Source organism: Streptomyces fungicidicus, assembly GCF_003665435.1.
Taxonomy (GTDB): domain Bacteria; phylum Actinomycetota; class Actinomycetes; order Streptomycetales; family Streptomycetaceae; genus Streptomyces; species Streptomyces fungicidicus.
Genome location: NZ_CP023407.1, coordinates 3,356,220 through 3,383,101, shown reverse-complemented (window position 1 = coordinate 3,383,101; position 26,882 = coordinate 3,356,220). Strand labels below are relative to the sequence as shown.

The window sequence follows — 26,882 nt, the reverse complement described above, 5'->3', positions numbered from 1 at the left end:
TGAATTACGGGGCCCGGTGGGACCCGGGAGATGCGGAAACGTACGATCGACGATCGTGCAGGGTTCGGAGAACACTTCCCGTCGCGGCCGTCGCTCGTCCACCATGGGCGGCATGCCACACAACGACATGCCGTGGTGGCGCTGGCGCAGCAATGTGCGCTCCGCGCTGCACATGCTCTCCGACACCGCCTTCCAGCGGGACGTCTGGCTGGCCGGGGTCGACGGCTACGGTGACGTCACCGACGCCGTCTACCGGCTGGTCGAGGACACCTGGCTGGACAACTGGTCCGCCGAGAAGTACGTCGGCACGATCTTCCGGGACTCCCAGGAGGCGGCGCTCGTCGACACCGCGGTGCTGCGGGTGCTGCGGATCATGCACCAGGTCGGCCCGGACGCGCCGGTGACCGCCTACCTCGAGCACGAGGGGTGGCCGGAGGCGACGCGGGCCGCGCGGGACGCGCACATGCGGATGGCGGCGAGCGACGGCGACGACCCCGACGCCCCGCCGAGCCCGCTCGAGGTACTGCGGATCCTGACGCGGTCCGCGTAGCGGAACGGCCGGCCGGCCGTGACCCCGTGTGTGGGACCCTTTCCCGCATGAGCGAGCAGTCCACCCGAGCCGCGGCCCCGGCCGACCAGTACGTCCTCACCCTGTCCTGCCCCGACAAGCAGGGCATCGTCCACGCCGTGTCGAGCTACCTCTTCATGACCGGCTGCAACATCGAGGACAGCCAGCAGTTCGGGGACCACGACACGGGACTGTTCTTCATGCGCGTCCACTTCTCTGCGGACGCCCCGGTGACCGTGGAGAAGCTGCGGGCGAGCTTCGCGGCGATCGGCGACTCCTTCCAGATGGACTGGCAGATCAACCGGGCCGACGCGAAGATGCGCATCGTGCTCATGGTCAGCAGGTTCGGGCACTGCCTGAACGACCTGCTGTTCCGCGCGCGGACCGGCGCGCTGCCGGTGGAGATCGCCGCGGTGGTGTCCAACCACACCGACTTCGCCGAACTGGTGGCGTCGTACAACGTGCCGTTCCACCACATCCCGGTGACGAAGGACACCAAGGCGGAGGCCGAGGCCAAGCTGCTGGAGATCGTGCGGGAGGAGAGGGTCGAACTCGTCGTCCTCGCCCGCTACATGCAGGTCCTCTCCGACGACCTGTGCAAGCAGCTCTCCGGGCGGATCATCAACATCCACCACTCCTTCCTGCCGAGCTTCAAGGGCGCGAAGCCGTACCACCAGGCGCACGCGCGGGGTGTGAAGCTCATCGGCGCCACGGCCCACTACGTCACCGCCGACCTCGACGAGGGGCCGATCATCGAGCAGGAGGTCGAGCGGGTGGGGCACGACGTCACGCCCGAGGGGCTGGTCGCGGTCGGCCGGGACGTGGAGTGCCAGGCGCTGGCGCGGGCGGTGAAGTGGCATGCGGAGCGGCGCATCCTGCTGAACGGGCGCCGGACGGTGGTCTTCGCCTGACGGCACCGGGTCGTCCGCCGCGCCGGCGGGTGCGGGTGCGTGGTGGCCGTTCGCGCAGTTCCCCGCGCCCCTTCCGGGTAGGTCCACTGGACCGGCCTCAAGGGGCGCGGGGAACTGCGCGAGCAACCACGAACGACCCGCACCCGCCGACGAGACCGGCCCCTTCCTACATGCGGCTCATGCTCGCCGCCGCGAACAGCACGTCCCTGATGGCGTCGCGGTCGCCGACCTGCCCCGCGGCCGCCTCCCGGGGCGGCACATGGCCCGCCGCCAGCCGGCAGAACTCCGCGCCGTCCAGCGCGACATGCGCCACCTCGTGCTCGGCGGAGCCCTTCGCCGCGGGGGAGTCCAGCGGGATCAGCCACTCGCCTCCGCCGGACCCCTCGATCTCCAGCCGCAGGCTGCGCCCCGGCTCCCCGGCGGCGACGAGGCGCCGCTCCACCCGGGAGGACAGCCCGTGCAGGCGGCGGTGCTCCAGCACGGCCGGGAGCATCCGCGCGGCCAGGTCGACCATGCGGTGCAGATGCCGCCCGGACGGCGGCTCGTAGGGGTAGTCCACCGCCTCGGCGATGTCCTCCGCGTGCACCCAGCACTCGAACGCCCGGTCCAGCATCGCGTCGCGCAGGGGCAGTTCGTAGTCGCCGTACGACACGGGCAGCCGGCCCGTGCCGCCGCCGGTGAAGGACACCGTCCGTACGAGGGCGTGGCTCTGCTCCCGCCAGGGCGCCCGCACCGAGCGGGTGGGCGGGCCGTGGGCGGCCCGCCAGTACGCCTCGGTGCGGTCCGCGGGGGTGCGCCGGGCGGCCGCGACGGTGCCGAGCGGGTCCGCCAGCCCCAGGGCGACCGCGACCAGCCCGTCGACCGTCAGCAGATGCGCGATCACCCCGGCGACGGTGGTGCGGCGGCTGCTCGCCTCGTCGGACTCGTACCAGCGCAGCCGCACCGGCGCGTGCCACTCGGAGTCCCCGAAGTCCTGGAGCAGCGCGTCCAGCCGCGCGGTCTCGGCGTCGTAGGAGGCGGCCCAGTCCGGCACCGGGATGCGCGACGGGCGCCGTTCGAGGCAGGACCGGAGGACGCGGGTGCGCAGCCCGGGGTCCAGGTCGAGGCTCTCGGGCCGCTGGAGCAGTCCGACCGCCTCGCGCAGCCGCAGCGCCTCGTCCGCGCACGGCCCGCAGGTGCCGAGGTGCTCCTCGACCGCCTCCGCCTCGGCCGGTCCGCAGGCGGCCAGCGCCCAGGCGCCCAGCAGCGACTTCAGCACGCGGTGCTCCAGTACGAGTGGACCGGCGGATTCGCCTTCCGGGCTCACGCTCATGCGGCACCCCCGATCCCGGGCGAGGTGCCCGGGGCCTCGGTGTCGTGGGCGGTGGCCAGCAGCTGCAGGCCCAGGCGGAGCCGGCGGCGGGCCTCGTCGTCCGTGACGCCCAGGTCGGCGGCGGTCTGGCGGTAGTCCCGGCGCTGGAAGTACGCCAGTTCCAGGGCGGCCCGCAGCGGCGCCGGCATGGACTGGACGATGTAGTCGGCGCGGGCGGCCACCGAGGCGTGCCGCACCTTGCGCTCCAGGTCCTCCGCGGTGCCGGGACCGCCCCGGGCGAGCGCCGCGGTGCCGGCGCTGCGCAGCCGCTGCACGGCCAGCCGGTTGGTCAGCGTGGCTAGCCAGGTGCGCAAAGGCTCCTGCCTGGGGTCGTAGGACTCCGGGTGTTCCCAGACGTGGGCGAAGACGTCCCGGGTGACGGCGTCGGCGGCGCGCTCGTCGCCGACGACGAGATGGGCGAGGCCGTGCACCAGGGAGGCGAACCGGTCGTAGAGCTCCCCCAGGGCGGCGGCCTCCCCGCGGGCGAGCCGCTGCTGCATCTTGCGGTCCCACCGGGGCGGTACGTCGGTTTTCGGCATGCGGCCCCACACCCCCTGTTCCTCCGCGCGCCCGGGTTGGTCGGTGCCCGGGTCCGTCGTATGGCCGGTGATCTCCCGAATGTAGTCGGCACGTATGAGGGCGCACGCCCCTTTATGGCAATGTGCGCCCCCGATCGGGCCGGAGATGGTAAAGGACCGCCCGCGCACGTCGGATGCCGCACGGGCAGAGTGTGCCCCTTCGCGTGCCGATCGGAACCGATCGCATCGGATCGAAAAAGCGCCCGTATTAAGCCCTTTCTGTTCGATAACCGTTTCTTGGCTCGCGTTTCAGGGAACGGCGGGTGGGGCAGCCGCGCTGCAAGGAAGCGTAGGGACTACTTCCGTTTCAGCGAGCGAAGGGCGTGGTGGTGACCTTCACAGTGACCGACAAGGAGCACGGCGAATGGGCCGTGCTCCGGGTGTCGGGCGAGCTGGACCTGATGACGTCCCCGGTGCTGCGCCAGCGGGTGCACGACGTGGTGGCCGAGGGCAGGCACAGCCTGGTTCTCGACCTCTCGGAGGTGTGGTTCTGCGACTCCAGCGGGGTCGGGGTGCTCATCGCCTCCCGCCGGCTGCTCCGCTCCTGCCAGGGGAACCTGCGCCTGATCCTTCCCGCGCGGGGCGCCGCCGACGGCAGCCACGTCAACAAGGTGCTCGGGGCCCTCGGGGTCCGCCGCCTCTTCGAGATACACGCGGACGTCCCCTCCGCGGTGGACGGGAACTCCCGGCCGCTCTCGGCCTGACGCGGAGTGCGGCCGCTCACACGTGTCACACGCTTGTCCCGTTATTCCCCCGGTCTTGGCCCAGGCGTCGTCTTCGGGCCCTCGGGCGGCCCTCCAGCACGTACGCTCCCAGCGAGACGACCCCACTGACCTAAGGCGGCCCGAGGAAGACATGGTCACCAGCGAGTACGAGAGCAGGATCGCGGCCAGGTTCGCCGGCTTCGACCAGGACGGCAACGGCTACATCGACCGCGAGGACTTCAGCGGAGCGGCCAAGGCGCTGCTCGCCGAGTTCGGCACCGCGGCCCGCTCCGACCGGGGCCAGGCCCTGTACATCGGCGCCGAGGCGTTCTGGCAGGGCATGGCGGGGATCGCGGACCGCGACGGCGACCAGCGCATCACGCGCGAGGAGTTCGTGAACGGCGCGGTCAAGCGGCTGCGCGACAACCCGGAGCGGTTCGCCGAGATCGCCCGCCCCTTCCTGCACGCGGCGCTCGCCGTCGCCGACACCGACGGGGACGGCGCGGCCACCGTCGCGGACACCGCGCGGATGCTCACGGTGCTCGGCGTCCCGGACGACCTCGCCCGCACGGCCGCCGCCGCGCTGGACGCGGACGGCGACGGCAGGGTCGGCGAGGAGGAGACCGTACGGGCCTTCGCCCGCTACTTCACCGTTCCCGAGTAGCGGGGCCCGCGCTTTCCCGCGATCTCCGCGCGATCTCCGCGTGGATGTCACGGATCGTGGCATTTTCATGATCACGCAGCGTCGATACCGGGTTGTGTCCTGTGCGGCACTCGTCACGGCCCGGAGTCGGACGTCCGCTCCGGTAGCTTGTGCGGGATGCGAGTGGTCCCGGGTGCACGCCGCGCCGGAGCCGCCCCCGAGGCGGTTCCGTACCGGCCGGTGCCCGCGGCTCCCCGCCGCGTGGCCAGGCAGAACGCCGGCGTCCGTGCGACCGGCCCCGCCGGGGGCCGCACAGTATCCCGCACCCGTACTCCTTCGCGCTGGAATATGCCTGAAGCGCTTGTTGACGTGACTGTGCGTCAACCATGCTGTCCCACAGGGAATTCACCTTGTGTGACCCCTGTCCCGGCCGTTGTTCTGGCCATGCAGAAAATGGCTACGATCGTGGCCATCGTGAGGCGCGAGTCCAAGTGTCCGCCGGTTCGGATGGTGTGAGCGGTGCAGGTGCTTCGAGTGCAGCTGGAGATCCGGCCCGACCCCGCTGAGGTGGGACGGGCCCGGCGGTGGGCCCGCGCGCGGCTGGCCGGGTCGGGGATAGAGGCCGACGAACCGCTCGCCGAGACGCTGATCCTGCTCGTCTCCGAACTGGTCACCAACGCCGTGGTGCACACCGGCCGTCCGGCCGTGCTGCGGCTGTCCCTGCCGGGGGCGGAGGCGGGGGCCGGGGAGGTCACCGTCCGGCTGGAGGTGGCCGACCGCAGCGGCCGGGCGCCGGTGCCGCGCTGTGTGGACGGCGAGGCGACGGGTGGCCGCGGGCTCGCGCTGGTGGACGGGCTGGCCGACCGGTGGGGATGGAGCGCGGAGGGGACCGGCAAGCGGATCTGGTGCGAGCTGGACCGCTGTGCGCGGGGGTCCAGGAGCGCGCCCGCCTGCGAGGCGGGCACCGCGGCGTACGGCGGGATGGCTTACGAGGCGGTGTAAGGGCGGGCGGGGCGGGCCGCGGTGGACCGCTGCCGCCCGGCGGAGCCGCACGGCGGTACGGTCCCGCACCGCGTTCGTGCGCGGTTTCCCGCGCCTCCCGCAGGTGTACGGGTGCACGGTGGCGCGGCCGGCCGGGTGGGGGTGTGGGGTGGTGCGCCGGGTGTGCTTCCGTGCGCGGTGCCGATGAACAGGGCATATGCCCCAATCGTGTCATTGCCCCCCGAAGAGGTGTTGACGTGCCGTGACGGCGTGATCACGCTGTTCGTCAGCGATTCGCCGCGAGGGGACGGCGAGGGCCCGACGACGGGGGCCCTCGACGAGTGTGGGTCGTGATCCGGTGGCGGCTCCCCGGGGCCGGGGGGACTCGGGGAGGAGTGCCGGAGCCGAAGAGCGGTGCGGTGCTGCCGTGCTCGGGGCGGACAGCGCCGCACCGCCACCGGCGACGGGATCACCGGCCCCGTCCACAGCCTGTGGACAACTTTTCGCCGGGCCGCGGTTCAGCCCCCGGCGGGCACGGTCGTCCCCGCCCGCCGCCCGCCGGCCCGGAACGTCCGCCGGTACGCCGTGGGAGTCACGCCCAGCGCCGCCTGGAGGTGCTGCCGCATCGACTGGGCCGTGCCGAAACCGGCGTCGCGCGCCACCTGGTCCACGGACAGGTCCGTGGACTCCAGCAGGTGCCGGGCCCGCTCCACCCGCTGCTGGGTCAGCCACTGCCCCGGGCTGACGCCGGTCTCCTCCCGGAAGCGCCGTGTGAAGGTGCGCACCGACATCGCCTCCCGCGCGGCCATGTCGCGCAGCTGGACCGGCTCGTGCAGCCGGCCCAGCGCCCACGCGCGGGCGGCGCTCGTGGAGGACTGCTGCGGATCGGGCACCGGCCGCTCGATGTACTGCGCCTGCCCGCCGTCCCGGTGCGGCGGCACGACCGTGCGCCGGGCCGCGTCGTTGGCCACGGCGGCGCCGTGGTCGCGCCGCACCATGTGCAGGCACAGGTCGATGCCGGCCGCGACACCCGCCGAGGTCAGGATGTCGCCGTCGTCGACGAACAGCACGTCCGGGTCGACGTCGATCCGCGGGAACAGCCGCTGGAAGCGTTCGGCGTCGGCCCAGTGGGTGGTGGCGGGCCGGCCGTCGAGATAGCCGGCGGCGGCGAAGACGTACACGCCCGTGCAGATGGAGGCGAGCCGGGTGCCGGGGCGGACGCGGGCGAGCGCGGCGGCCAGCTCGTCCGTCAGCTCGCCCCGCTCGTAGACCGGGCCCAGCTCGTAGGAGGCGGGGACGACCACCGTGTCGGCGGTGGCGATGGCCTCCGGGCCGTGGGCGACGTGGATGGCGAAGTCGGCGTCGGTCTCCACCGGCCCGGGCGGCCGCACCGAGCAGGTGACGACCTCGTACAGCGGCCGGCCCTTCCCGTCCCTGGGGCGGCCGAAGATGCGGTGCGGGATGCCCAGCTCGAAGGGGAGCAGCCCGTCGAGGGCGAGGACGACGACGCGGTGGGGCCGGAAGTCGGCGGAGGGGTGCGCGGGGGCGGCCGGATCCATGGCCCGATCCTAGCGAACACTGTCCCTCGGGCCACTCGCCGCGGAGGAGCCGATCACCGAAGCTCTATGACGTGACCCAGACAAGCGAGACAGCCGCCCCCGTGGAGCCGCCGGTGAGCGGCGGGAAGCCGGCCCGCACCCGCGTCCACCGCGCGTGGTTCGTCGCCGCCGTCACGTTCGTGACGATCATCGGCGCCGCCGCCTTCCGTTCCGTGCCGGGTCTGTTCATCGACCCGCTGCACGACGAGTTCGGCTGGTCGCGCGGGACCATCGGCGCGGCGGTCTCCGTGAACCTCGCGCTCTACGGCCTCACCGCGCCCTTCGCGGCGGCGCTGATGGACCGCTACGGCATCCGGCGGGTGGTCGCGGTCGCCCTCACCGTGATCGCGGTCGGCTCCGGTCTGACGGTGTGGATGACCGCGGCCTGGCAACTGCTGCTGTGCTGGGGCCTGCTGGTGGGACTCGGGTCGGGCTCCATGGCACTGGCCTTCGCCGCGACCGTCACCAACCGCTGGTTCACCGAGCGGCGCGGACTGGTCAGCGGCATCCTCACCGCCGCCTCCGCCTCGGGGCAGCTGATCTTCCTGCCCGTGCTCTCCTGGATCGTCTCCCGGCACGACTGGCGCCCGGCGGCGGTCACCGTGGCGCTCGCCGCGCTCGCGGTGGTGCCGTTCGTCTGGCTGCTGCTGCACGACCATCCGGCCGACCTGGGCCAGAAGCCTTACGGCGCGAAGGAGTTCGTGCCCAAGCCCGCGCCCGTTCCGGGCGCCGCCCGGCGTACGCTGACCGTGCTGGCCTCGGCGGTGCGCACGGGGCCGTTCTGGCTGCTCGCCGGCACCTTCGCGATCTGCGGGGCCTCGACGAACGGGCTGGTCCAGACCCACTTCGTGCCCGCCTCCCACGACCACGGGATGCCGGTCACCACCGCCGCGTCGCTGCTGGCCGTCATCGGCGTCTTCGACGTCGTCGGGACGGTGGCGTCCGGGTGGTTCACGGACCGCTTCGACGCGCGGCGGCTGCTCGCGGTGTACTACGCGCTGCGCGGGATCTCGCTGCTGTTCCTGCCGATCCTGCTGGCGCCGAGCGTGCACCCGCCGATGCTGTTCTTCATCGTCTTCTACGGGCTCGACTGGGTCGCCACCGTGCCGCCGACGCTCGCGCTGTGCCGTGAGCACTACGGCGACGACAGTCCGATCGTCTTCGGCTGGGTCCTCGCCTCCCACCAGGTGGGGGCGGCCCTCGTCGCCTTCCTCGGCGGTCTCGCCCGGGACACGTTCGGGTCGTACGACGTGGTCTGGTACGCCTCGGGTGCCCTGTGCGCGGCGGCGGCGCTGATGGCCCTGATCATCCGCCGCCGTCCTCCGGCTCCCCTGGCGCCGGCGGCCGTCTGAACGACCCGCCTTCCCTCCCGGCGGAGCACCGCGCGTGCGTGGCTAGGCCGGGAGGCGGGAGGGGGACGGGGTGGTGCGGGCCACCGCGCGGGCTATGCGTTCGGCGTCCAGGGCCAGTTCGCGGAGGTTGCCGCTGATGGGGTTGGTGAACCCCGTGAAGTAGAGGCCGGGGGCCTGCTTCGGCGCGCGGCCGCCGTGGACGACGGGCCTGCCGCGGTTGTCGAGGACGCCGAGCGCGCCCACCAGGCTCTCCAGGCCGCGGTCGTACCCGGTGGCCGCCACGATCGCGTCCGGGCGGATCCGGTCCCCGCCGGCCAGGACGACCTCGCCCTCCTCGAAGCCCTCCACCGCGGCCACGACCTCCACCGCTCCCTTGCGCACGGCGTCGATCAGACCGACGTCCTGCACCGGTACCGCCCCCTGCCGCACCCGGGTGTAGAGCCCGGCGTCGGGGAGCGGGAGGCCGTGGGCCGACAGGTCCGGCATCGCGACCTTCGCCTGCACCCGGCACAGCCGGTCGACGAGGCCGACCGGCAGCCGGCGCACCAGGACCCCCGAGTACTGGGCGGGCCAGCCCGCGGTCGAGCGGCGCACGATGTGCGGGGGAGTGCGGACCGCCAGCCGCACCCGCGAGGCGCCCCCCTCCACCAGGTCCACGGCGATCTCGGCCCCCGTGTTGCCGACGCCCACGACGAGCACGTCGCGGCCGGCGAAGGGCTCGGCGTTGCGGTACTCCGACGCGTGCAGGAACTCGCCGTCGTAGGTGTCGCGGCCGGGCCAGTCCGGAAGGCGCGGCGTGTGGTTGTAGCCCGTGGCGACGACGACCGCGGCGCCGGTCAGCTCACGGCCGCCGGTGGCGTGCAGCAGCCAGCCGGTGCCGTCGGGGGTGCGCTCGACCCGCGACACCTCGACGCCGGTGACGATCTCCAGGCGGTGGTGCTCGGCGTACTTCTCCAGGTACCGGACCACGTCGTCACGGGCCACCCACCGTCCGAACCGGCGCGGCATCGGCAGACCGGGCAGCGCGGACAGACGGCGGGTGGTGTGCAGGCGCAGCCGGTCGTAGTGGCGCCGCCAGGAACTGCCCACCCGGTCGGACCGTTCCAGGACGACGGCCCGTATCCCCCGGGCGCGCAGGGCGTACGCGACGGAGAGTCCGCCCGGGCCGCCGCCGATCACGTAGACGGGGCGGTCCGTCCGGTCCGCCTCGGCGGGCCGCGCGGACGCGGGCGTGGGGGTGTCGGGGGTGTCGGGGGTGTCGACCATGAGCGCGAGCGTAATCACGCTCACGGTTGATGGGTCTCGGTCAAGACCGGAATTGGTTGCGGATCGATCACGACTGTGGGGATCGCGCGGTTGAATGACCCCATGCCCTCCTCATCCGAACGACCCCGGCCCCTGTCCGAACTCCACGGGTACGGACTGCTGTTGCGCCCCTGGGACGCGGACTCCGGGGCCGACGTCGAGGTGTGGCTGCGCGGCCTCACGGACCCGGAGTTCCAGCGCTGGAACACCCCGTACCGGCCGGTCACCGGTCCGGACGCCGCCCGGGAGTCGCTCCGCCGGGTCGCGCGGCGGGACGCGGACGGCACGGCGGCGTCCTTCCGGATCGCCGACGCGGTCGGCGGCACGGCGCTGGGACACATCGGCGTCAACGAGATCCACCCGGTGCTGCGGCGTGGCACGGTCGGCTACTGGGTGCTCCCCGAGGCCCGTGGCCGGGGCATCGCCACCCGGGCGCTGCTGCTCACCGCCCGGTGGGCGTTCACCGGGCTCGGACTGCACCGGCTGGAGCTGGACCACGCCGTCGGACACGACGTCTCCTGCCGGATCGCCGGGCGGTGCGGCTTCCGTCCCGAGGGGACCAGGCGCGGGGCGATCCTCGCGGCCGGCCGCCGCGACGCCTTCCGCGACGCCCATGTGCACGCCCGCCTGGCCACCGACCCGGAGCCCCCTCCCCCGGCCGTCACGGCCACAGGGACTCCCTGACCCAGCCCGCCCCGGAGCGCCGGTAGCGCAGCCGTACGTGCCGCCGCCGGGCCTCGCCCTGGAAGAACTCCACCTCGTCCGCCCGCAGCCGGTACAGGGTCCACGACGGCGCCGGGGCGTCCGGCTCCCGCCGCGCCCGCTCCCAGGCGGCCTCCGAGGCCCGTGCCAGCTCCTCGGGCGAGCCGAGCGGCCCGCTCTGCGTGCCGGTCAGCGCGGCGGCCAGCGCCCCGGTGGACCGGGCGTGCAGATCGGCCTGCGCCTCCTCGGCCGACGCCGTCCGGACGGGGCCGCGCACCCGCACCTGGCGGCCCAGCACCGGCCAGTAGAAGGCCAGCGCGGCATACGGGCGGGCGGCGAGGTGGCCCCCCTTGCGGCTGTGCGCGTGGGTGGCAAAGGACCAGCCGCCGTCGTCCGCGCCGTGCAGCGTCACGATCCGTACGTCCGGCAGCCCGTCCGCGTCCGCCGTGGCCAGGGACATGGTGTGCGGCTCGGCCTGCCCGGCCGCCGCCGCCTCGGCGAACCACCGCGTGAACAGGGGCAGCGGTGCGGCGGGAGCGGCGGCCGGGTCGAACGCCGGCAGGTCGGTGGTCTCCGGGTCCCACACCCGCAGCGACCTCAGCAACTCGTGAAGATCGGGTTCCATCCCCCGATTGTCGTCCGGAACGGCCGCGCTCACACCGATCCGAGATCCGACGACACCCACCGCTCCGGCCGCATCCGGACGATCACCTGCTCGCCGTGGCTCTTCCAGGCGAAGTCGACGTACCCGTCCACCTTGCCGGCCGGCAGATAGCGCGCGGCCATCTCCCGCAGCCGTTCGACGGTGGCGGGCTCCGTCCCGAGGACGGGGCCCTCGACGGAGACGTAGCGGATGGTGGGCGTGACGCGGTCGACCATCAGCGAGAACCGCCCCGCCGCACCGATCAGCCGGTTCTTGCGCGAGTCCAGGCCGGTCATGATCCATACGTCGCCGCCGGGCGCGTACTGGTACCAGATGGGCACGGTGAGCGGGGCGCGGCCACCGCCCGCGTTTACCGAGAGCGCCGCGATGTGCGGCTCGGCCAGGAACTGTTCGCGCTCTTCGCGGGTCAGGGCCATTCCGGGTTCCTCCTGCGACGTGTGTGCCGGGGCGTTCACTCGGGCCTGCGGTCGGCTCGCCTCCTGGAGCACAACGCGGTGCGTGCGGTGGTCTGTTCCCTCCTCACCATCCGGCAGCGCCGCCCGGAACGCGACGGGCGGCGGCCCACCGGAGTGAACCGCCGCCCGTATGACAGGACTTGGACGTGCGTGACAGGGTGCGCCGGCGCGTGGACGGGGGCCGGGCGGCTACTTCGCCGGCTTCTTGCCGGTGACCCCCAGATGCACCAGCAGCGCCAGGTTCGGTTTGAGCTCCGCCTGCTTGACGCCCCAGGAGGAGAAACCTTTCTGGTGGGACGCGACGGCGGCCAGCATGGCGACCAGGGAGCCGGCGATCGCGGCGGGATTCACGTCCTTGTCGATCCGCCCCTTGGCCTGCAGCTCGGCGACCGAGTCGGCCAGCGAGCCGTTCACCGAGTTGAGGATCTTCATGCGGAGCTTGTAGAAGCGCTTGTCGCCCTCGGCCGCGCCGAGGTCCACGACCCGCAGGATCGCGTCGTGCTTCCGCCAGAACTCCAGGAACCCGTCGACGAGTTCCTGGGCCGTCTGCCAGCCGGCCTTCCCCGCCCAGGAACGGCCCTCCAGCAGCTCGCCCAACGCGGCGCTGTCCGCGGCCATGTGCTCGGCGATCTCCAGGACGGCGCCCTCGACGTCCGGGAAGTACTGGTAGAAGGTCGCGGGCGAGGTGCCCGCCTTCCGCGCGACATCGATGACTTTGACGTCCCGGTAGGGGGAGGAGCTGAGCATCTCGCTGAGGCAGTCGAGCAGCTTCTGCCGGGTCGCCTGCCCACGCCGGCCGGCCACGCGGCCGTCGACGGTACGCACTTGTCCTGTCATGCCGTCAGCTTACCGACGGGCGATCGGGGCGCTATTCGGCCGACTGCAAATGGGGTGCGCGGGTCCGCGGAGGCCGGTGTGCCTGGTCTGCGGCCTGCGCGCGACGCGGTTACGTTGGCGGCATGGCCGAAAACAGGGCATCGGAGTACAGGGCGCCGGAGTACCCGGAGGGCACCCCCTGCTGGGTGGACGCGCAGCTTCCTGATGTGGCGGCGGGGAAGCGCTTCTACGGCGAGCTCTTCGGGTGGACCTTCGAGGACCAGCCGCAGGGCTCCGTGCGGGCCCTGAAGGACGGGGAACCCGTCGCCTCCCTGGTCCGCAAGACGGACGGCCGGCTGCCCTCCGTGTGGACGGTGTCCTTCGCCACCCCGGACGCCGGAGCCCTGTGCCGGCGGATCCTGGCGGCCGGCGGGCGGGTCGTCGCCCCGCCCCGGCACTTCGGCGACCTCGGCGTCACCGCGCTGGTCACCGACCCCGACGGCGCCGTGTTCTCCCTCTGGCAGGGCGCGTCCGCCCCCGGCTTCGGCCGCCGTCACCAGCCGGGCGCCTTCGCCTGGGTCGAGCTGTACACCCGGGACACCGCGGCGGCCAACACCTTCTACGGCGGCCTCTTCCACGACGCCCTGTTCGGCCCGGACGCCGAGCCCGACTTCGGCCGCGCCCCCGTCACCGACGTCTTCGCCGCCGAGATGCCGCCCCACTTCCTCGTCCACTTCGCCGTCGAGGACCCCGGGGCCGCCGTGGCGGAGGTGGTCCGGCTCGGCGGCCGGGTTCAGGTTCCGCCCTTCGAGACCTCCTACGGCACCGCGGCCGTCGTCACCGACAATCAGGGTGCGTCCTTCGCACTGCTGCGCCGCTGAGCCGTTTCTCCCCCTGTGTCGTATGAAAACCTGGACATCCTATTTGTCGGCCGGTTCGCAACCGGGGGCCCGGACAGGAACAATCGGGGGGCGTGCCGCCGCGGCGGTGCGGTGGTGAGACGCTGCACTACGGTCGCGCACAGGTGGTGGCGCGACTCGTACGGGGAGGTGGCAGGCAAGTGGTGGATCAGCTGACACAGCACGATCCGCGGCGTATCGGGCCGTTCGAGGTGCTGGGACGGCTGGGAGCCGGCGGCATGGGGCTGGTCTATCTGGCGCGTTCGGCGTCCGGCCGGCGGGTGGCTATCAAGACGGTCCGGACGGAGCTGGCCGAGGACCAGCTGTTCCGGGTCCGCTTCACCCGCGAGGTCGAGGCGGCCCGCGCGGTCTCCGGTTTCTACACGGCGGCCGTGGTGGACGCCGACCCGCGCGCCGCCGTGCCGTGGCTGGCCACCGCGTACGTTCCCGCGCCCTCGCTCGAGGAGATAGTGAACGAGTGCGGGCCGCTCCCGGCCCAGGCGGTGCGCTGGCTCGCGGCGGGCGTCGCGGAGGCGCTCCAGTCGATCCACGGCGCGGGGCTCGTCCACCGCGACCTGAAGCCCTCCAACGTCCTCGTCGTCGAGGACGGCCCCCGGGTGATCGACTTCGGCATCGCCTCCGGAGTGTCGAACACCCGGCTGACGATGACCAACGTCGCCGTCGGGACGCCCGCCTACATGTCCCCGGAGCAGGCCAAGGACTCCCGCAGCGTCACCGGCGCGAGCGACGTCTTCTCGCTCGGCTCGATGCTCGTCTTCGCCGCCACGGGACACCCTCCCTTCCACGGCGCCAACCCGGTCGAGACCGTCTTCATGCTGCTGCGCGAGGGCCCCGACCTCGACGGCCTCCCGGACGAACTGCGCCCGCTCATCGAGGCGTGCATGCAGATGGAGGCCACCGCCCGGCCCAACCCGGCCGACCTCCAGGCCCAGCTCGCCCCGCACCTGTTCGGCTCCGGCTCCGACGACAGCGGTACGGCGTCGGCGTGGCTGCCCGAGCGGGCGGTGAGCCTGATCGAGACCCGCCGGGGCGGCCGTCCGGCGCCCAGACCCGTGCACGGATCCGGCCGCAGCGCCGGCGGGGCCCGCCCCCACGTACCGCCGCCGCCCCCGCACGACCCGGTCGTCCCGCCGCTGCCGTCCATGCCCGCGCCGGTGGGCGCTCCGGTGGGCGCCCCCACCGGCGCCCCCGACGGCCCGGTACGGCTGGCGGGCGCGGCGATGCCCATCGGACCCGGCCCGCGCGTCGCCGACACGCGCGCGGCCGCCGTCAAGGCGCCCCCGCCCGAGGCCGCCCTCGCCGCCGTCTGGTCCAAGCCCCGCCCCGGCGTCAACGGCGCCGACCCGGCCGTGCCGGCGCCCGTGGCGCCGCCGGAGCAGCCCGGCGGCTGGCGCCCGTGGCGCTTCCGCATGTCCAACGACGTCTGGGGCACCCCCGCCGTCGACGGCGACCTCGTCTACGTCACCTCCTTCGAGGTGCACGCCCTCGACGTCGCCACCGGCCGGCGCCGCTTCAAGACCCGTGACGTCGCCTGGTCGATGGCGGTCGCCGACGGCCGTATCCACGCCTCCGACGGACCCACCCTCTTCGCCCTCGACGCCCGCGAGGGCGGCGACCTGTGGCGGCTGTCCACGGACGCCTGGGTGTACTCCCTCAAGGCCGACCGCGGCACCGTCGTCACCGGCACGCGCGGCGGCGGCGTCCAGGGGTGGGAGGCGTCCACCGGGCAGAAGCTGTGGGAGGTCGGCGGCTGCCAGACCGACTTCGAGTCCCCGGAGGCCGGCCCCGCCCTGCACGAGGGCACCGTCTACGTCTGGCAGGACGCCCGGCTGCGCGCGCTGGACGCCCGCACCGGAGACGAGCGCTGGTCGTACCCCATCGGCGACGCCGCCTCCTGCGGCGGGGTGCCGGTCCGGGTCACCCACGCCTCCGACGGCTACGTCTACGTCTGCGCCGGCACCCGCGTCCTCGCCCTGGAGACCGCCTCCGGGCACGTCCGCTGGCACTTCGAGGCCCCGGCGGTCTTCCTCGCCCCGCCCGCCTTCGTCACCGGCCCCGCGGTCACCGGCGGCGGCGTCTACCTCGCCGACTACCTCGGCACGGTCTACGCCCTCGACGCCACCGACGGCCGCGACCGCTGGCGCATCGCCACCGAGTCCCGCGCCTCCACGGAGCCCGTCCTGGTCGCCGCCGGCCATGTCCACGTGGGCAGCGGCAAGGGGCTCTACACGCTGGACGCGGTCACGGGCACGCCCAAGTGGCGCTTCCAGTCGGGCGGCGAGATCGTGGGCGCGCCCGCGGTCGCCGAGGGCCGCATCCACTTCGGCTCCAGCGACCACCTGCTGTACACCCTCAAGGCCGACGACGGCCGGCTGAGGTGGAAGCTGGCGACCGGCGGTGAGATCACCGGCTCCCCGGTGGTCCGGGACGGCGTGGTGTACGCGTGCAGCAAGGACCGCTGCGTGTACGCGCTGGACGCGGAGAAGGGGACGGGGACGGCCCGTACGGCGTAGGCGGGGGTCGCGGGACGGCCGTCGTGCCGGGCTGCACGGAAGGGTTCGTCGGACGGCGGCCGCCGCTGCGGGGGCGGCGCGTTCGCGGCTCCCACGGCCGACGCTACGCCGGGTACGGGACGGTCGCCATGCGGTGACATGTCCGTGACATGGAGATCGCTAGCCTGGCGGCCATGAACTCTCGGGGGAACACACTCAGGCTCACCGCGGTCTCGGCCCTGGTCGTCCTGGCGCTCACCGGCTTCTCGACCGGCCGCGGCCACGGCGGCGGCCACGGCGACGGGGGAGGGGGCGGCTGCAGCAGCTCCAGCCAGAACCACGACTCGTCGAGCTCGGGCGGCGGCACGCACCGCGACTACGACGACGATGACGACGACTACGACTACGGCACCTCGGGCAGCGGCGGGAGCGGCGGCAGCGCGTCGATGTCCCCCCAGGACGCCACGGTGGAGCTGGTCGGCTGCGCGTCGGCGAAGACCCCGTACGCGACCGTGGAGGTCACCAACCCGAACGCGTCCGCCGGCGTCTTCACGGTCACGTTGACCTTCCGGGACTCGACCGGCGCCGAGGTCGTCTCCCGTTCCGAGGAGGTCGACGTACCCGCGAACGCCACGGTGACGGCACAGGTGGACGTCGAGGACAGCACGAACCTCCCCCGCATCGCCGACTGCGCCCCGGACCCGTACGCCCCGCCGGCCCGCTGACCGCTGGGAGCCGGAGTCGCGGTTCCCCGGACGCACCTCGGCCGCGGCGGCTCCCCCTCCGCGCCGCCGCGGCCGATCCCCGTGCGGGAAAGCGGTCTACTTGCCGTCCCGGTCCAGGTCCAGAGCGGGCGGGGCGGGCATCTGGTTGTCCATCGTGGTGATGGGTTCGGTCTTGGCCGGCGGGGCGGGCATCTGGTTGTCCATCGTGACGATGGCCTCGTCCTTGGCCGGCGGGACGGGCATCTGGTTGTCCAGCGGCTGGGCGGGCGTGGCCTTCTTCTCGCTCATCGACATGTACTCCTTCGCGGCAACAGGTCTGGTGCGGAACGCCCGCCCGGAAGCTCCCCCGAGGACCACCGGACGGGCGTTCGAAGCCGAACCCTAACTCCGGTCGGCTCCCCGTCAGACCGCCTGCCCCCCGACGCGACGGTCTGGCTTTCGAAGCATGCTGCAGAGAGATAAACGAACGCTGAACGCCCGGTCCTTCCCCTGAGATGTCGTTGCTCAGGCCGCGTCAACGGGCGCGAGCAAGGCGCGGACCTCGTCGGCCTCCGTGGGGCTGTTCTCCTCGTAGAGCCGGAGCGCTTCGTGCCAGCAGGCCTTCGCCCTGTCCGACTGACCCAGAGCGGAGAGCGCCCGCCCGAGCAGTGTCAGCACGTGACCCCGCATCCGGTCGCCTCCGATGCACCCGATGGCGAGGGCCTGCTCGGCGTGCTGGGCCGCCTGGGCGGCGCGCCGAGCGGCAATGTGGGCTTCGGCGACTCTGAAGTGAGTCGTCCCCTCCCACAGCCGCTGGCGGTGATCAGCGAAGATGGTCAGGGCCTCGCCGAAATGACTGAGCGCCTCCATGTGCCGTTCGGCCTTGGTCAGCGCCATGCCGAGCGCGTAGTGCCCGTTGGCGAGTCGCATGGTTCTGCCCAATTCGGAGAGCAGCGCCAGCCCGTGCCGGGCGATGTCCACCGCTTTCGCGACGTCTCCCATGGCGAGGTGGGCGCGGGACAGGTTGAACAAGGTCGTTGCCTCCCCCGCTCGGTTTCCCGCCGCGCTGAAACCCTGGATCGCCTGCTCGAAGAGGGCCTTTCCGTCCGAGTACCGGTGTTGATGCAGTGAGATGAGCCCTCTGTCGTTGGCAGCCCAACTCCCGGCGGCGACATCCTGAGCGGCGGCCGCTCGGTCCATGGCGAGGCGAGCCTCTTCCGCTGCCTGATGGATCCGGCCGGACACGAGCAGGACGTTCGTGAGCGTGGTCCGTGCGCGGCCCTCCGTGCGGTGATCCCCGGCGAGCTGGGCGGCCTCACACACAGCGCTGGCCGTGGTCTCGTACTGGCGGGAGTTGGCGCCCGACTCCGCGAGGTCCTTGGCTGCCCAGAGCAGGTCCACACCACGACGCAGCCGGTCCGTCGCCACCGACTGCCGAACGCTCGCCAACAGGGACGCCCCTTCGGTGTAGAGCCAGTCCAGCGCGGCAGTGCCCTCGGCGAATCGCAACCCCTTGTGCTGAGTGGGTTCGAGGTGATCCACCAGGCGATCACCTGGACGCTCCATCGCGTAGATGCCCGCCGCCGTCGCCAGATAGAAGTCCAGCACCCGCGACAGCGCCGCCTCCCTTTCGCCGGGGGGCTGTTCGTCGCGTTCCGCGCATGCGCGCGCGTAGAGGCGGACCAGGTCGTGGAAGCGGTAGCGGCCCGGTGCGGCGGACTCCAGGAGCGAGGTGTCGACCAGGGATTCCAGGAGGTCCTCGGTGTCCTCCACCGGGAGGTCCAGGACCGCCGCCGCCGCCGCGAGGGAGATGTCCGGGCCGTCCGCCAGGCCCAGCAGGCGGAACGCCCGCGCCTGGGCGGGTTCCAGCTGGCCGTAGCCCAGTTCGAAGGTGGCCTTGACCGCGAGGTCGCCCGCCTGGAGCTCGTCCAGCCGGCGGCGTTCGTCGGCGAGCTTGGCCGCCAGGACGGAGACCGTCCAGGTGCGGCGGGCCGCCAGGCGGGACGCGGCGATGCGGATGGCCAGCGGGAGGAACCCGCACGCCGCCACCACGTCCAGGGCGGCCTTCCGCTCCGCCCCGACCCGCTCCTCGCCCACGATCCTGGTGAAGAGCGCCAGCGCCTCCTCCGGCGACATCACGTCCAGGTCGACCAGGTGCGCGCCGGCCAGGCCCGTCATCCGGACCCGTGACGTCACCAGCGCCGCGCAGCCCGCCGTCCCCGGCAGCAGGGGCCGCACCTGAGCGGCGTCCCGCGCGTTGTCCAGCAGGACCAGGACCCTGCGGCCGTCCAGCACCGAGCGGTACAGCGCCGCGCGCTCCTCGAGCGAGTCCGGGATCGCCGAGTCCGCCGTGCCGAGGGCGCGGAGGAAGGAGCCGAGGACGGTCTCCGGTTCCGCGGACCGCGCTCCCGCGCCCTGGAGGTCGACGTACAGCTGGCCGTCGGGGAAGGCGGAGCGCGCCGCGTGCGCCACGTGGACCGCGAGGGTGGTCTTGCCGACGCCGCCGATGCCGGCCAGCGCCGACACCGCCATCACCTGGGCCTGCGCGCCGGTCGCCGAGGCGAGTACGTCGCTCAGCTCCCGTACGAAGGACGCCCGCCCGGTGAAGTCCGGGACCGTGGCGGGGAGCTGGGCCGGGCGGACGGGGACCGTCACGGGCTCCGCCATGGGGGCCGAGGGCTCGGCCAGGTTCGGGTCGGCCCGCAGGATGCGCTGCTGGAGTTCCTGGAGGCCGGGGCGCGGGTCCACGCCGAGCTCGTCGGAGAGGAGGCGGCGGGTGTCGGCGTACACGGCGAGCGCCTCGGCCTGCCGTCCGCTGCGGTACAGCGCCAGCATCAGCAGCTCGCGCAGGCGTTCGCGCAGGGGGTGGGCGGCCGTCAGCGCGGTCAGTTCCGAGACCGTCTCCGCGTGGCAGCCCTGGTCCAGGTCCATGTCCAGGCGGGATTCGAGGAGTTGGAGCCGCCATTCCTCGAGGCGGACCCGCTGGGCCTCCGCGTAGGGGCCGGGGACCCCGGCCAGGGTCTCGCCGTCCCACCGGGCCAGGGCCCGGTTGAGCACCTCGCGGGCGTGGCACAGGTCCCCGGTGTTGCGGGCCTTCTCCGCCTCCGCCGCCAGCTCCTGCGCCGCCGCGAGGTCCAGCGCCCCCTCGCCGAGCCCGCGCACCGCGTAGCCGCCGGACTCGCTGACCAGCACCCCGGGGTCCAGCACCTTCCGCAGCCGGGAGGCGTAGGTGCGCACCGCCGCCAGTGCCTGGGACGGGGGTTCCTCGCCCCACAGGGCGTCGATGAGTTCGGCCGCCGTGGCCGTACGGCCCTCGCGCAGCAACAGGGCCGCGAGCAGCGCCCGTTGCTGCGGGCTGCCGGTGGCGACCGGTTCGTCGTGGCGCCAGGCGCGCACCGGACCGAGCACGCTGAAGCGCAGCGACTCGGGCTCCGTCGAGGAGCCGGGACGCCGCTGCTCCGGTCCTCGCGGCACACCGTCCATGCAGTCCCCCTATGCATCCTGAGCAACTACGCCAGTTTGCCTTGTTCATGGCGGATGCGGCAGCCGTGCGAGACGGCGATCACACGGGGCGCTGCGGGCCACCACCGCGCCCACACAATTCGGTGCTCAGTCGTCCAGATCCACCCGCACCGTCAGCAGCCCCGCCCCGAAGGCCCGTACGGCGGCGCTGTTGAAGCGCGGCAGGGTGCGCAGCCGGGCCACGGGGTCGTCGTCGGGGAGCAGGTGCGCGGTGCCGGTGTGCCAGCGGCCCCGGACGCGCACCCGCACCCGGGGGTCCGCCTTGATGTTGCGGATGTACTGGGACCGTTCGCCGAACTCCGACACCAGCCAGAACGAGGACCCGACCCGACGTCCGCCCACCGGTGTCCGGCGCGGCAGGCCGGAGACCCGGCCGGTGGTCTCCAGCGCCGTCTGGAACGGCAGCCTGCGCAGCACCGGGTTGGCGATCCTGCGCTGGAAGGCGGTGGCGGTCCGGTACTTGCGCTCGGCGTGCGGGGTCCCAGAAGTCATGGTGCGGTGAGCCTACCGGCGGCCGAGGAAGATCGGGTTGGTGAATCCGGCCAGGGCGCCGGGCAGCAACCCGGCGGCCGTCTCGTGCCGCAACTCGGCGCGTACGTAGGCGGCGTACGACGGCGTGGTCCGCCACTCCAGCACGCCCGACCCGGACACCGGCAGCGGGGCGCCGGTGTGCAGCACCCCTTGGTCGGTCACGAACCGGACGGTGCAGCGCGGGGCGCCTTCGACCTCCAGCCGGACGGTGACCGGGGTGTCGTCGTCCACCCGCAACCGCTCGCCGATACCGGCGTGTTCACCGCGCCCGCCGGACGCGGTGAAGGCGAGGGACACCCCGGCGGACTCGGCGACGTAGGAGCGGCCCGCGCGGATGCCGTCCAGGACGGCCTCCCGGGTCAGGTCGTCGGCGAGGACGACGGTCTGCGGGAGGCCGACGGCGTCCGGGTCGCGGTGGGCGTCGCTGCTGCCCATGGCCGGGATCCAGTCCCGCCCGTCCCGCCCCTCGCGCACCGACGCGACCAGCATCCCGTCCCAGTCGGCCAGCGCCACCTCGTCGTCGGGCGTCCAGGGGCCGTTCCACACCTCCACGGCGTCCGCCTCGCCGAAGCCGAACTTCCAGTTGCAGCCGATGCAGGTGGCGTGCGGATGGGCGGGGACGACCAGGCCCCCGGCGCGGCGGATCTGCCGGGCGAACCGGCCGAAGCGGTTGTCGCGGGCGCGGTAGCGCCAGTCGACGAAGGTGCCGGGGTCGGTGCCGATCGCCACGACGTGGCCGTTGCGGGTGGTGATCTCCTCGCCCAGCAGCACCAGCAGGTCGTCGCCGGCCGTCCCGGCCCAGTGGGCGTGCGCGGAGTGGGTGTTGTGCTCGCTGCTGTTGATGAAGTCCAGCCCGGCCGCGCGGGCGAGCGCGGCGATCTCGGCGGGGGTGCGGCGGCCGTCGGAGTGCCAGGAGTGCAGATGGCAGTCGCCCCGGTACCAGGCCCGGCCGCGCCCCTTGGCCCGCTCCGGCGGGTACACCGGCCGGACCGCCGCGCCGGGCGTCCCGTAGGTGAGCGTGACGGTGATCTCGTACGGCAGTCCCTGCGGGGCCACGGTGTAGGGGCCCAGCGCGATGTGCCAGGTGCCCGCGCGGACCGGGCCGGGGAGGTAGCCGGGGGTGGCGTCGTCGGCGCGGAGGAAGAACTCCGTGCGGGCCCCGCCCGACCAGCCCCGGAAGCCCCGGCCGCCCAGCTCGGTGCCGCGTTCGTCGAAGATGCCGATGTCGAGGGCGTTGCCCGCGGTACCGGCGGGCACGGCCGGCCGGTCGTAGGCGTAGGAGACCTTGATCTCGCGGACGCCGTCCGGCACCTCGACGGGCAGGTGGACGAAGTCGGGGGCGCCGGGCGGGAGGGTGCCGCGCACCGTCCTCGTCTCCCGGCCGTCCCGGGCGCGGTCGCCGTCCGCCGCGGAAGCGAAGTCCACGCTTCCCAGCGTAAGCGCGGTGGCGGCGCCCGTCAGGAAGACGGCGCGCCGTCCGACGCCGTGCCCGGTCCCGCTCGGGTGTTCCTCGCACATGCTGCTGCTCCCAGGGTGTCGTGTGGTGATGACAGGGCTTGGGTGGTGCAGGGGTGGTGCGGTGCGACCCTTGTATTGAGCAGTGAACTCCCCGGGAAGGGAAGGGAATCGGCGGCTTGCGCGCGGGTGCGGCCGGACTGTGCCGACCGGTCGGTATGGACAGGAGGGGTCGGCGCGGGTATTGATGGGTCCGTCGTCCGCGTACGAAAGGCCGCTCATGCGCATCGCCGTCACGATCTTCCTCACCGACGAGACGATCCGTCCGGTCCGGCTCGCCCGTGAGCTGGAGCAGCGCGGGTTCGCCGGGCTGTATCTGCCGGAGCACACGCACATCCCCGTCGAGCGGACCAGCCCGTACCCGGCGGGCGGGGAGCTGCCGCGGGAGTACGGCCGCACGCTGGACCCCTTCGTCGCGCTCGGCCAGGCCGCCGCCGTCACCGAGCGGCTGGGGCTCGGCACCGGCATCACCCTTGCCGCGCAGCACGACCCGATCGACCTGGCCAAGCAGGTGGCGACCCTGGACCACCTCTCCGGGGGCCGGTTCACCCTGGGCCTCGGCTTCGGCTGGAACGTGGAGGAGGCCGCCGACCACGGGGTGCAGTGGCGGACCCGGCGCGATCTTGTGCGGGACCGGCTGGGGCTGATGCGGGCCCTGTGGTCCGAGGAACCGACCGGCTACGAAGGGGAGTTCGGGAGCGTGCGGGCCAGCTTCGCGCACCCCAAGCCGGTGCAGAAGCCGCGCGGCCCGGTGGTCGGCCCGCGCACGCTGGTCGGCGGGGCGGCGGGCCCGAAGCTGTTCGCCGGCATCTGCGAGTACGCCGACGGCTGGCTGCCGATCGGCGGGCGCGGTCTGACGGAGGCGGTGCCCGTGCTGCGCGCCGCCTGGGCCGACGCGGGCCGCGATCCGGGCGCGCTCCAGGTCGTGCCGTACGCGGTCGTGCCCAGCGCGGGCAAGCTGGCCCACTTCGCGGAGCTGGGCATCGAGGAGGTCGTGGTGCAGCTGCCCCCGGAGGGGGAGGCGGGGGTGCTGCGGGCCCTGGACGCCTGCCAGTCCTTCGTCGGCTGAGGGGCGGACGACATGGAGGGCGCGGCCGGGCCGGCCGGGACGGCGCGGACCGCCCAGAGCCCTGATCACCGCGAACGTATGCTCAAAGAATGACGACTTCCGCGACCTCCGGAACCGGCGGCCCGACCGGGAACTCCCTGCGCCGCGCCCTCAGACGCGCCCGGGACGGCGTCTCCCTGGACGTCTCCGAGGCGGCGGTCCTGCTCCAGGCGCGCGGTGAGCACCTGGAGGACCTCTCCGCGTCGGCCGCCCGGGTCCGGGACGCGGGACTCGAGGCGGCGGGGCGGCCCGGCGTCATCACGTACTCGAAGAGCGTCTTCGTCCCGCTGACCCGGCTGTGCCGGGACAAGTGCCACTACTGCACCTTCGTCACCGTGCCGGGCAAGCTGCGCCGCGCCGGGCACGGGATGTTCATGTCGCCGGACGAGGTGCTGGACATCGCCCGCAAGGGCGCCGCCGCCGGCTGCAAGGAAGCCCTCATCACCCTCGGCGACAAGCCCGAGGACCGCTGGCCGGAGGCGCGCGAGTGGCTCGACGCGCACGGCTACGACGACACGATCGCGTACGTCCGGGCCATCTCGATCCGCATCCTGGAGGAGACCGGCCTCCTCCCGCACCTCAACCCGGGCGTCATGACCTGGACGGACTTCCAGCGACTCAAGCCCGTCGCGCCCTCCATGGGCATGATGCTGGAGACCACCGCGACCCGTCTGTGGTCCGAGCCCGGCGGCCCCCACCACGGCTCCCCGGACAAGGAACCGGCCGTACGGCTGCGGGTGCTGGAGGACGCCGGCCGCTCCTCGGTGCCCTTCACCTCCGGGGTCCTCATCGGCATCGGCGAGACGTACGAGGAGCGCGCGGAGTCCCTGTTCGCGCTGCGCAAGGTCTCCCGCGCCCACCACGGCATCCAGGAGCTGATCATCCAGAACTTCCGCGCCAAGCCGGACACCGCGATGCGCGGCATGCCGGACGCGGAACTGGACGAGCTGGTCGCCACGGTCGCCGTCGCCCGGCTCGTCCTCGGCCCCTCCGCCTGTCTCCAGGCCCCGCCGAACCTGGTCGACTCCGAGTACGGACGGCTGATCGCGGCCGGCATCGACGACTGGGGCGGGGTCTCCCCGCTCACCATCGACCACGTCAACCCCGAGCGGCCCTGGCCGAGGATCGACGAACTGGCCGAGAAGTCCCGGGCCGCCGGCTTCGAGCTGCGCGAACGACTCTGCGTCTACCCGGAGTTCGTCCGGCGCGGGGAGCCGTGGCTGGACCCCCGGCTGCGTCCGCACGTGGCCGCGCTCGCCGACCCGGAGACGGGACTCGCCCGCCCGGACGCGCTCCCGGAGGGGCTGCCCTGGCAGGAGCCGGACGAGGCGTTCACCGCGACCGGCCGCACCGATCTGCACCGCACCATCGACACCGAGGGCCGTACGGGCGACCGCCGCGAGGACTTCGACGAGGTGTACGGCGACTGGGAGGCCCTGCGGGAGGCCGCCGTCCCCGGGATGGCGCCCGAGCGCATCGACACCGATGTGCGGGACGCCCTGCGCACGGCGGCCGACGACCCGGAGAAGCTGACCGACGCGGAGGCCCTCGCCCTGTTCCACGCGGACGGCCCGGCGCTGGACGCGCTGTGCCGGGTGGCGGACGACGTGCGGAAGTCGGTGGTGGGCGACGACGTGACGTACATCGTCACCCGCAACATCAACTTCACCAACGTCTGTTACACCGGCTGCCGCTTCTGCGCCTTCGCCCAGCGCCGTACCGACGCCGACGCGTACACCCTCTCGCTCGACCAGGTCGCCGACCGCGCCCAGCAGGCGTGGGACGTCGGCGCGGTGGAGGTGTGCATGCAGGGCGGGATCCACCCCGACCTGCCGGGCACCGCGTACTTCGACATCGCGCGGGCGGTGAAGGAACGCGTCCCCGGCATGCATGTGCACGCCTTCTCCCCGATGGAGGTGGTGAACGGCGCGACCCGCACCGGCCTGTCGATCCGGGAGTGGCTGACGGCGGCGAAGGAGGCCGGCCTCGACACCATCCCGGGCACGGCGGCGGAGATCCTGGACGACGAGGTCCGCTGGATCCTCACCAAGGGCAAGCTGCCGGCGGCGACCTGGACCGAGGTGGTCACCACGGCCCACGAGCTGGGCATCCGCTCCTCGTCCACGATGATGTACGGCCATGTCGACCAGCCCCGTCACTGGCTCGGCCATCTGCGGACGCTGGCGGACATCCAGCGGCGGACCGGCGGATTCACCGAGTTCGTCACCCTTCCCTTCGTGCACACCAACGCCCCGGTCTATCTGGCCGGCATCGCCCGCCCCGGCCCGACGGTCCGCGACAACCGCGCGGTCACGGCGATGGCCCGCCTGCTGCTGCACCCGCACATCCCCCACATCCAGACGAGCTGGGTGAAGCTGGGCGCGGAGGGCGCCGCGGAGATGCTCCGCTCCGGCGCCAACGACCTCGGCGGCACCCTGATGGAGGAGACGATCTCGCGGATGGCGGGCTCCTCGTACGGCTCCTACAAGTCGGTCAAGGACCTGATCGCGGTCGCGGAGGCGGCCGGCCGCCCGGCGAGGCCCCGTACCACCCTGTACGGGGAGGTCCCGGAGGAACGCGTCCGCGCGGCCGAGGCCTCGGACGGTCATCTGCCGGAGCTGCTGCCGGTACTGGACTGAGACGGGCCGGGAGAGCGCGGGTACGGGCAGTAGGATGATCCGACCCGCGTTCGTCGGGACCCATGGCCGCCTCCGGCCGGGTGCCCGTAGCTGAGGAGATGCGTACCGGTGCCTGCCCGTCTTCCTTCGTGGGCCTGGGTGACCGGGCTGACCACGGGGGCGATCGCCGCGGTGGTGGTCCTGGCCGTCCAGGCCGACCAGGGGACGAAGCCCACTGCCGCCACGACCCGGCCGAGCGCGCCGGCGACGGCGGACGCCAAGCCGTCCGCCGAACCGGAGGAGAAGAAACCGGTGACGGTCCCGGCCGACTCGGGCACCGGCCGCCGGATCGTCTACTCCCTCGGACAGAAGCGGGTCTGGCTGGTGGACGCCAGCGACGCCGCCCGCCGCTCCTTCGCGGTCTGGCCGGGCACGGTCTCCCCCGACCCCGGCACCTACGCGATCGGCAAGCGCACCGAGGCCACCACCGGCAGCGACGGGGTGCCGGTCGAGCACATCATGTACTTCGCCCAGAAGTCCGGTGTCTTCGTCGCCTTCTCCAACGCGGTCGACGGCTCCTCGCCCCCGCCGGCGGACCCGGGCGTGCAGACGGGCGGCATCCGCATCGCCAAACCCGACGGCAAGGCCCTGTGGACCTTCGGCACGGCGGGCACGGCCGTCCGGGTCGTCGAGTAGCCGAGCAGTCGAGCAGCCGAGCAGCCGCACACCGGCGGACGGGCGGTCGCGCTTCGTGACGGAGCCCTGTCCCTCCGTAAGGTTCCGGATTCCCGCGGCGGAGCGCTCCGCGTAGGTTCCGAACCGCCCGCCCACACCCGGGCGGGCC

The 26,882-nt window shown here is 73.4% G+C and carries 23 protein-coding genes and 1 pseudogene; 13 read left to right on the top strand and 11 right to left on the bottom strand.

Annotated features, from left to right (window positions below; genetic code table 11):
- The first annotated feature begins 103 nt into the window (after positions 1-103).
- Positions 104-550 carry an SCO4402 family protein gene (locus tag CNQ36_RS15200; protein WP_050782503.1) on the top strand — a complete coding sequence of 149 codons (447 nt, stop codon included), beginning with the start codon at positions 104-106 and terminating at the stop codon, positions 548-550.
- Between the two features lie 47 nt (positions 551-597).
- Complete coding sequence (purU, locus tag CNQ36_RS15195) at positions 598-1,479, top strand: formyltetrahydrofolate deformylase (protein ID WP_004930117.1); 882 nt, start codon at positions 598-600, stop codon at positions 1,477-1,479.
- A 166-nt stretch (positions 1,480-1,645) separates the two neighbouring features.
- Here the strand turns inward: purU and CNQ36_RS15190 are convergent.
- Together CNQ36_RS15190 and CNQ36_RS15185 are read right to left on the bottom strand one after the other, a co-directional pair.
- Positions 1,646-2,761, bottom strand: a pseudogene (locus CNQ36_RS15190) (maleylpyruvate isomerase N-terminal domain-containing protein); the annotation flags it as partial.
- Positions 2,762-2,787: 26 nt separating this feature from the next.
- A complete protein-coding gene (locus tag CNQ36_RS15185) occupies positions 2,788-3,369 on the bottom strand; it encodes a sigma-70 family RNA polymerase sigma factor (protein ID WP_004930124.1) in 582 nt (193 codons plus the stop codon).
- 362 nt (positions 3,370-3,731) lie between these two features.
- Here CNQ36_RS15185 and CNQ36_RS15180 point away from each other — a divergent pair, with 362 nt between their 5' ends.
- The 3 genes from CNQ36_RS15180 to CNQ36_RS15165 all read left to right on the top strand — a co-directional run bounded on the left by CNQ36_RS15180 (position 3,732) and on the right by CNQ36_RS15165 (position 5,757).
- Positions 3,732-4,112: an STAS domain-containing protein gene (locus CNQ36_RS15180; protein WP_004930125.1), complete on the top strand. Its 381-nt coding sequence runs from the start codon at positions 3,732-3,734 to the stop codon at positions 4,110-4,112.
- A gap of 151 nt (positions 4,113-4,263) precedes the next feature.
- Positions 4,264-4,776 (top strand): EF-hand domain-containing protein, encoded by a 513-nt coding sequence (locus CNQ36_RS15175; protein WP_004930128.1) that lies wholly within the window; start codon positions 4,264-4,266, stop codon positions 4,774-4,776.
- 513 nt (positions 4,777-5,289) lie between these two features.
- Positions 5,290-5,757: an ATP-binding protein gene (locus CNQ36_RS15165; RefSeq protein WP_040906903.1), complete on the top strand. Its 468-nt coding sequence runs from the start codon at positions 5,290-5,292 to the stop codon at positions 5,755-5,757.
- 497 nt (positions 5,758-6,254) lie between these two features.
- Here the strand turns inward: CNQ36_RS15165 and CNQ36_RS15160 are convergent, their stop codons facing one another.
- Complete coding sequence (locus tag CNQ36_RS15160; protein WP_121546406.1) at positions 6,255-7,295, bottom strand: GlxA family transcriptional regulator; 1,041 nt, start codon at positions 7,293-7,295, stop codon at positions 6,255-6,257.
- Between the two features lie 71 nt (positions 7,296-7,366).
- Between CNQ36_RS15160 and CNQ36_RS15155 the strand changes: the two genes are divergently transcribed.
- A complete protein-coding gene (locus tag CNQ36_RS15155; RefSeq protein WP_121546405.1) occupies positions 7,367-8,686 on the top strand; it encodes an MFS transporter in 1,320 nt (439 codons plus the stop codon).
- Positions 8,687-8,728: 42 nt separating this feature from the next.
- Here the strand turns inward: CNQ36_RS15155 and CNQ36_RS15150 are convergent, their stop codons facing one another.
- Positions 8,729-9,952, bottom strand: a complete 1,224-nt coding sequence (locus CNQ36_RS15150) for a flavin-containing monooxygenase (protein ID WP_121546404.1) — start codon at positions 9,950-9,952, stop codon at positions 8,729-8,731.
- 102 nt (positions 9,953-10,054) lie between these two features.
- Here CNQ36_RS15150 and CNQ36_RS15145 point away from each other — a divergent pair, with 102 nt between their 5' ends.
- A complete protein-coding gene (locus CNQ36_RS15145) occupies positions 10,055-10,675 on the top strand; it encodes a GNAT family N-acetyltransferase (RefSeq protein ID WP_121546403.1) in 621 nt (206 codons plus the stop codon).
- Here CNQ36_RS15145 and CNQ36_RS15140 read toward each other — a convergent pair.
- From CNQ36_RS15140 to CNQ36_RS15130, 3 genes are all read right to left on the bottom strand, one after another.
- Positions 10,653-11,318 carry a pyridoxine/pyridoxamine 5'-phosphate oxidase gene (locus tag CNQ36_RS15140; RefSeq protein ID WP_121546402.1) on the bottom strand — a complete coding sequence of 222 codons (666 nt, stop codon included), beginning with the start codon at positions 11,316-11,318 and terminating at the stop codon, positions 10,653-10,655. The two genes, CNQ36_RS15145 and CNQ36_RS15140, sit on opposite strands and share 23 nt — an antisense overlap.
- A 29-nt stretch (positions 11,319-11,347) precedes the next feature.
- Entirely contained in the window at positions 11,348-11,773 is a 426-nt protein-coding gene (locus tag CNQ36_RS15135; RefSeq protein ID WP_121546401.1) for a pyridoxamine 5'-phosphate oxidase family protein, read from the bottom strand.
- 228 nt (positions 11,774-12,001) lie between these two features.
- The gene (locus CNQ36_RS15130) at positions 12,002-12,637 is read right to left on the bottom strand and encodes a TetR family transcriptional regulator (protein WP_004930147.1); all 636 of its coding nucleotides are present in this window, start codon (positions 12,635-12,637) and stop codon (positions 12,002-12,004) included.
- A gap of 134 nt (positions 12,638-12,771) precedes the next feature.
- Between CNQ36_RS15130 and kbpA the strand changes: the two genes are divergently transcribed.
- The 3 genes from kbpA (at position 12,772) to CNQ36_RS15115 (ending at position 16,765) form a co-directional block, all read left to right on the top strand.
- Positions 12,772-13,509 (top strand): AfsK-binding protein KbpA, encoded by a 738-nt coding sequence (gene kbpA / locus CNQ36_RS15125; protein ID WP_121546400.1) that lies wholly within the window; start codon positions 12,772-12,774, stop codon positions 13,507-13,509.
- A 179-nt stretch (positions 13,510-13,688) separates the two neighbouring features.
- On the top strand, positions 13,689-16,061 hold the full coding sequence (afsK, locus tag CNQ36_RS15120; protein WP_121546399.1) for a protein serine/threonine kinase AfsK: 2,373 nt from the start codon (positions 13,689-13,691) through the stop codon (positions 16,059-16,061).
- 173 nt (positions 16,062-16,234) lie between these two features.
- Entirely contained in the window at positions 16,235-16,765 is a 531-nt protein-coding gene (locus CNQ36_RS15115; RefSeq protein WP_121546398.1) for a hypothetical protein, read from the top strand.
- 96 nt (positions 16,766-16,861) lie between these two features.
- Here CNQ36_RS15115 and afsS read toward each other — a convergent pair whose 3' ends face one another.
- The 4 genes from afsS to CNQ36_RS15095 form a co-directional block, all read right to left on the bottom strand.
- Entirely contained in the window at positions 16,862-17,053 is a 192-nt protein-coding gene (gene afsS / locus CNQ36_RS15110) for a regulatory protein AfsS (RefSeq protein ID WP_121546397.1), read from the bottom strand.
- 216 nt (positions 17,054-17,269) lie between these two features.
- Positions 17,270-20,227, bottom strand: coding sequence for an SARP-family global regulator AfsR (gene afsR, locus CNQ36_RS15105; RefSeq protein ID WP_121546396.1), 2,958 nt, complete (start codon positions 20,225-20,227; stop codon positions 17,270-17,272).
- Between the two features lie 126 nt (positions 20,228-20,353).
- Entirely contained in the window at positions 20,354-20,758 is a 405-nt protein-coding gene (locus tag CNQ36_RS15100) for a nitroreductase/quinone reductase family protein (RefSeq protein ID WP_004930162.1), read from the bottom strand.
- Positions 20,759-20,770: 12 nt separating this feature from the next.
- Complete coding sequence (locus tag CNQ36_RS15095; protein WP_121546395.1) at positions 20,771-22,315, bottom strand: CehA/McbA family metallohydrolase; 1,545 nt, start codon at positions 22,313-22,315, stop codon at positions 20,771-20,773.
- Positions 22,316-22,532: 217 nt separating this feature from the next.
- On the opposite strand from CNQ36_RS15095, the gene CNQ36_RS15090 reads away from it, so the two are divergent.
- The 3 genes from CNQ36_RS15090 (at position 22,533) to CNQ36_RS15080 (ending at position 26,734) form a co-directional block, all read left to right on the top strand.
- Complete coding sequence (locus tag CNQ36_RS15090) at positions 22,533-23,381, top strand: LLM class F420-dependent oxidoreductase (protein WP_004930169.1); 849 nt, start codon at positions 22,533-22,535, stop codon at positions 23,379-23,381.
- An 89-nt stretch (positions 23,382-23,470) separates the two neighbouring features.
- Positions 23,471-26,059 carry a bifunctional FO biosynthesis protein CofGH gene (locus tag CNQ36_RS15085; RefSeq protein ID WP_121546394.1) on the top strand — a complete coding sequence of 863 codons (2,589 nt, stop codon included), beginning with the start codon at positions 23,471-23,473 and terminating at the stop codon, positions 26,057-26,059.
- Between the two features lie 108 nt (positions 26,060-26,167).
- Positions 26,168-26,734 carry a hypothetical protein gene (locus CNQ36_RS15080; RefSeq protein WP_163013271.1) on the top strand — a complete coding sequence of 189 codons (567 nt, stop codon included), beginning with the start codon at positions 26,168-26,170 and terminating at the stop codon, positions 26,732-26,734.
- Positions 26,735-26,882: the final 148 nt, after the last annotated feature.

What these genes read in the sequence shown, in the direction of transcription:
- CNQ36_RS15150 (WP_121546404.1), bottom strand. Translation starts at nt 9,952, where the DNA reads ATGGTCGACACCCCCGACACCCCCGACACCCCCACGCCCGCGTCCGCG.
- CNQ36_RS15145 (WP_121546403.1), top strand. Translation starts at nt 10,055, where the DNA reads ATGCCCTCCTCATCCGAACGACCCCGGCCCCTGTCCGAACTCCACGGG.
- purU (WP_004930117.1), top strand. Translation starts at nt 598, where the DNA reads ATGAGCGAGCAGTCCACCCGAGCCGCGGCCCCGGCCGACCAGTACGTC.
- CNQ36_RS15095 (WP_121546395.1), bottom strand. Translation starts at nt 22,315, where the DNA reads ATGTGCGAGGAACACCCGAGCGGGACCGGGCACGGCGTCGGACGGCGC.
- CNQ36_RS15090 (WP_004930169.1), top strand. Translation starts at nt 22,533, where the DNA reads ATGCGCATCGCCGTCACGATCTTCCTCACCGACGAGACGATCCGTCCG.
- afsR (WP_121546396.1), bottom strand. Translation starts at nt 20,227, where the DNA reads ATGGACGGTGTGCCGCGAGGACCGGAGCAGCGGCGTCCCGGCTCCTCG.
- CNQ36_RS15175 (WP_004930128.1), top strand. Translation starts at nt 4,264, where the DNA reads ATGGTCACCAGCGAGTACGAGAGCAGGATCGCGGCCAGGTTCGCCGGC.
- kbpA (WP_121546400.1), top strand. Translation starts at nt 12,772, where the DNA reads ATGGCCGAAAACAGGGCATCGGAGTACAGGGCGCCGGAGTACCCGGAG.
- afsS (WP_121546397.1), bottom strand. Translation starts at nt 17,053, where the DNA reads ATGAGCGAGAAGAAGGCCACGCCCGCCCAGCCGCTGGACAACCAGATG.
- CNQ36_RS15140 (WP_121546402.1), bottom strand. Translation starts at nt 11,318, where the DNA reads ATGGAACCCGATCTTCACGAGTTGCTGAGGTCGCTGCGGGTGTGGGAC.
- CNQ36_RS15160 (WP_121546406.1), bottom strand. Translation starts at nt 7,295, where the DNA reads ATGGATCCGGCCGCCCCCGCGCACCCCTCCGCCGACTTCCGGCCCCAC.
- CNQ36_RS15135 (WP_121546401.1), bottom strand. Translation starts at nt 11,773, where the DNA reads ATGGCCCTGACCCGCGAAGAGCGCGAACAGTTCCTGGCCGAGCCGCAC.
- CNQ36_RS15185 (WP_004930124.1), bottom strand. Translation starts at nt 3,369, where the DNA reads ATGCCGAAAACCGACGTACCGCCCCGGTGGGACCGCAAGATGCAGCAG.
- CNQ36_RS15085 (WP_121546394.1), top strand. Translation starts at nt 23,471, where the DNA reads ATGACGACTTCCGCGACCTCCGGAACCGGCGGCCCGACCGGGAACTCC.
- CNQ36_RS15200 (WP_050782503.1), top strand. Translation starts at nt 104, where the DNA reads ATGGGCGGCATGCCACACAACGACATGCCGTGGTGGCGCTGGCGCAGC.
- CNQ36_RS15100 (WP_004930162.1), bottom strand. Translation starts at nt 20,758, where the DNA reads ATGACTTCTGGGACCCCGCACGCCGAGCGCAAGTACCGGACCGCCACC.
- CNQ36_RS15115 (WP_121546398.1), top strand. Translation starts at nt 16,235, where the DNA reads ATGAACTCTCGGGGGAACACACTCAGGCTCACCGCGGTCTCGGCCCTG.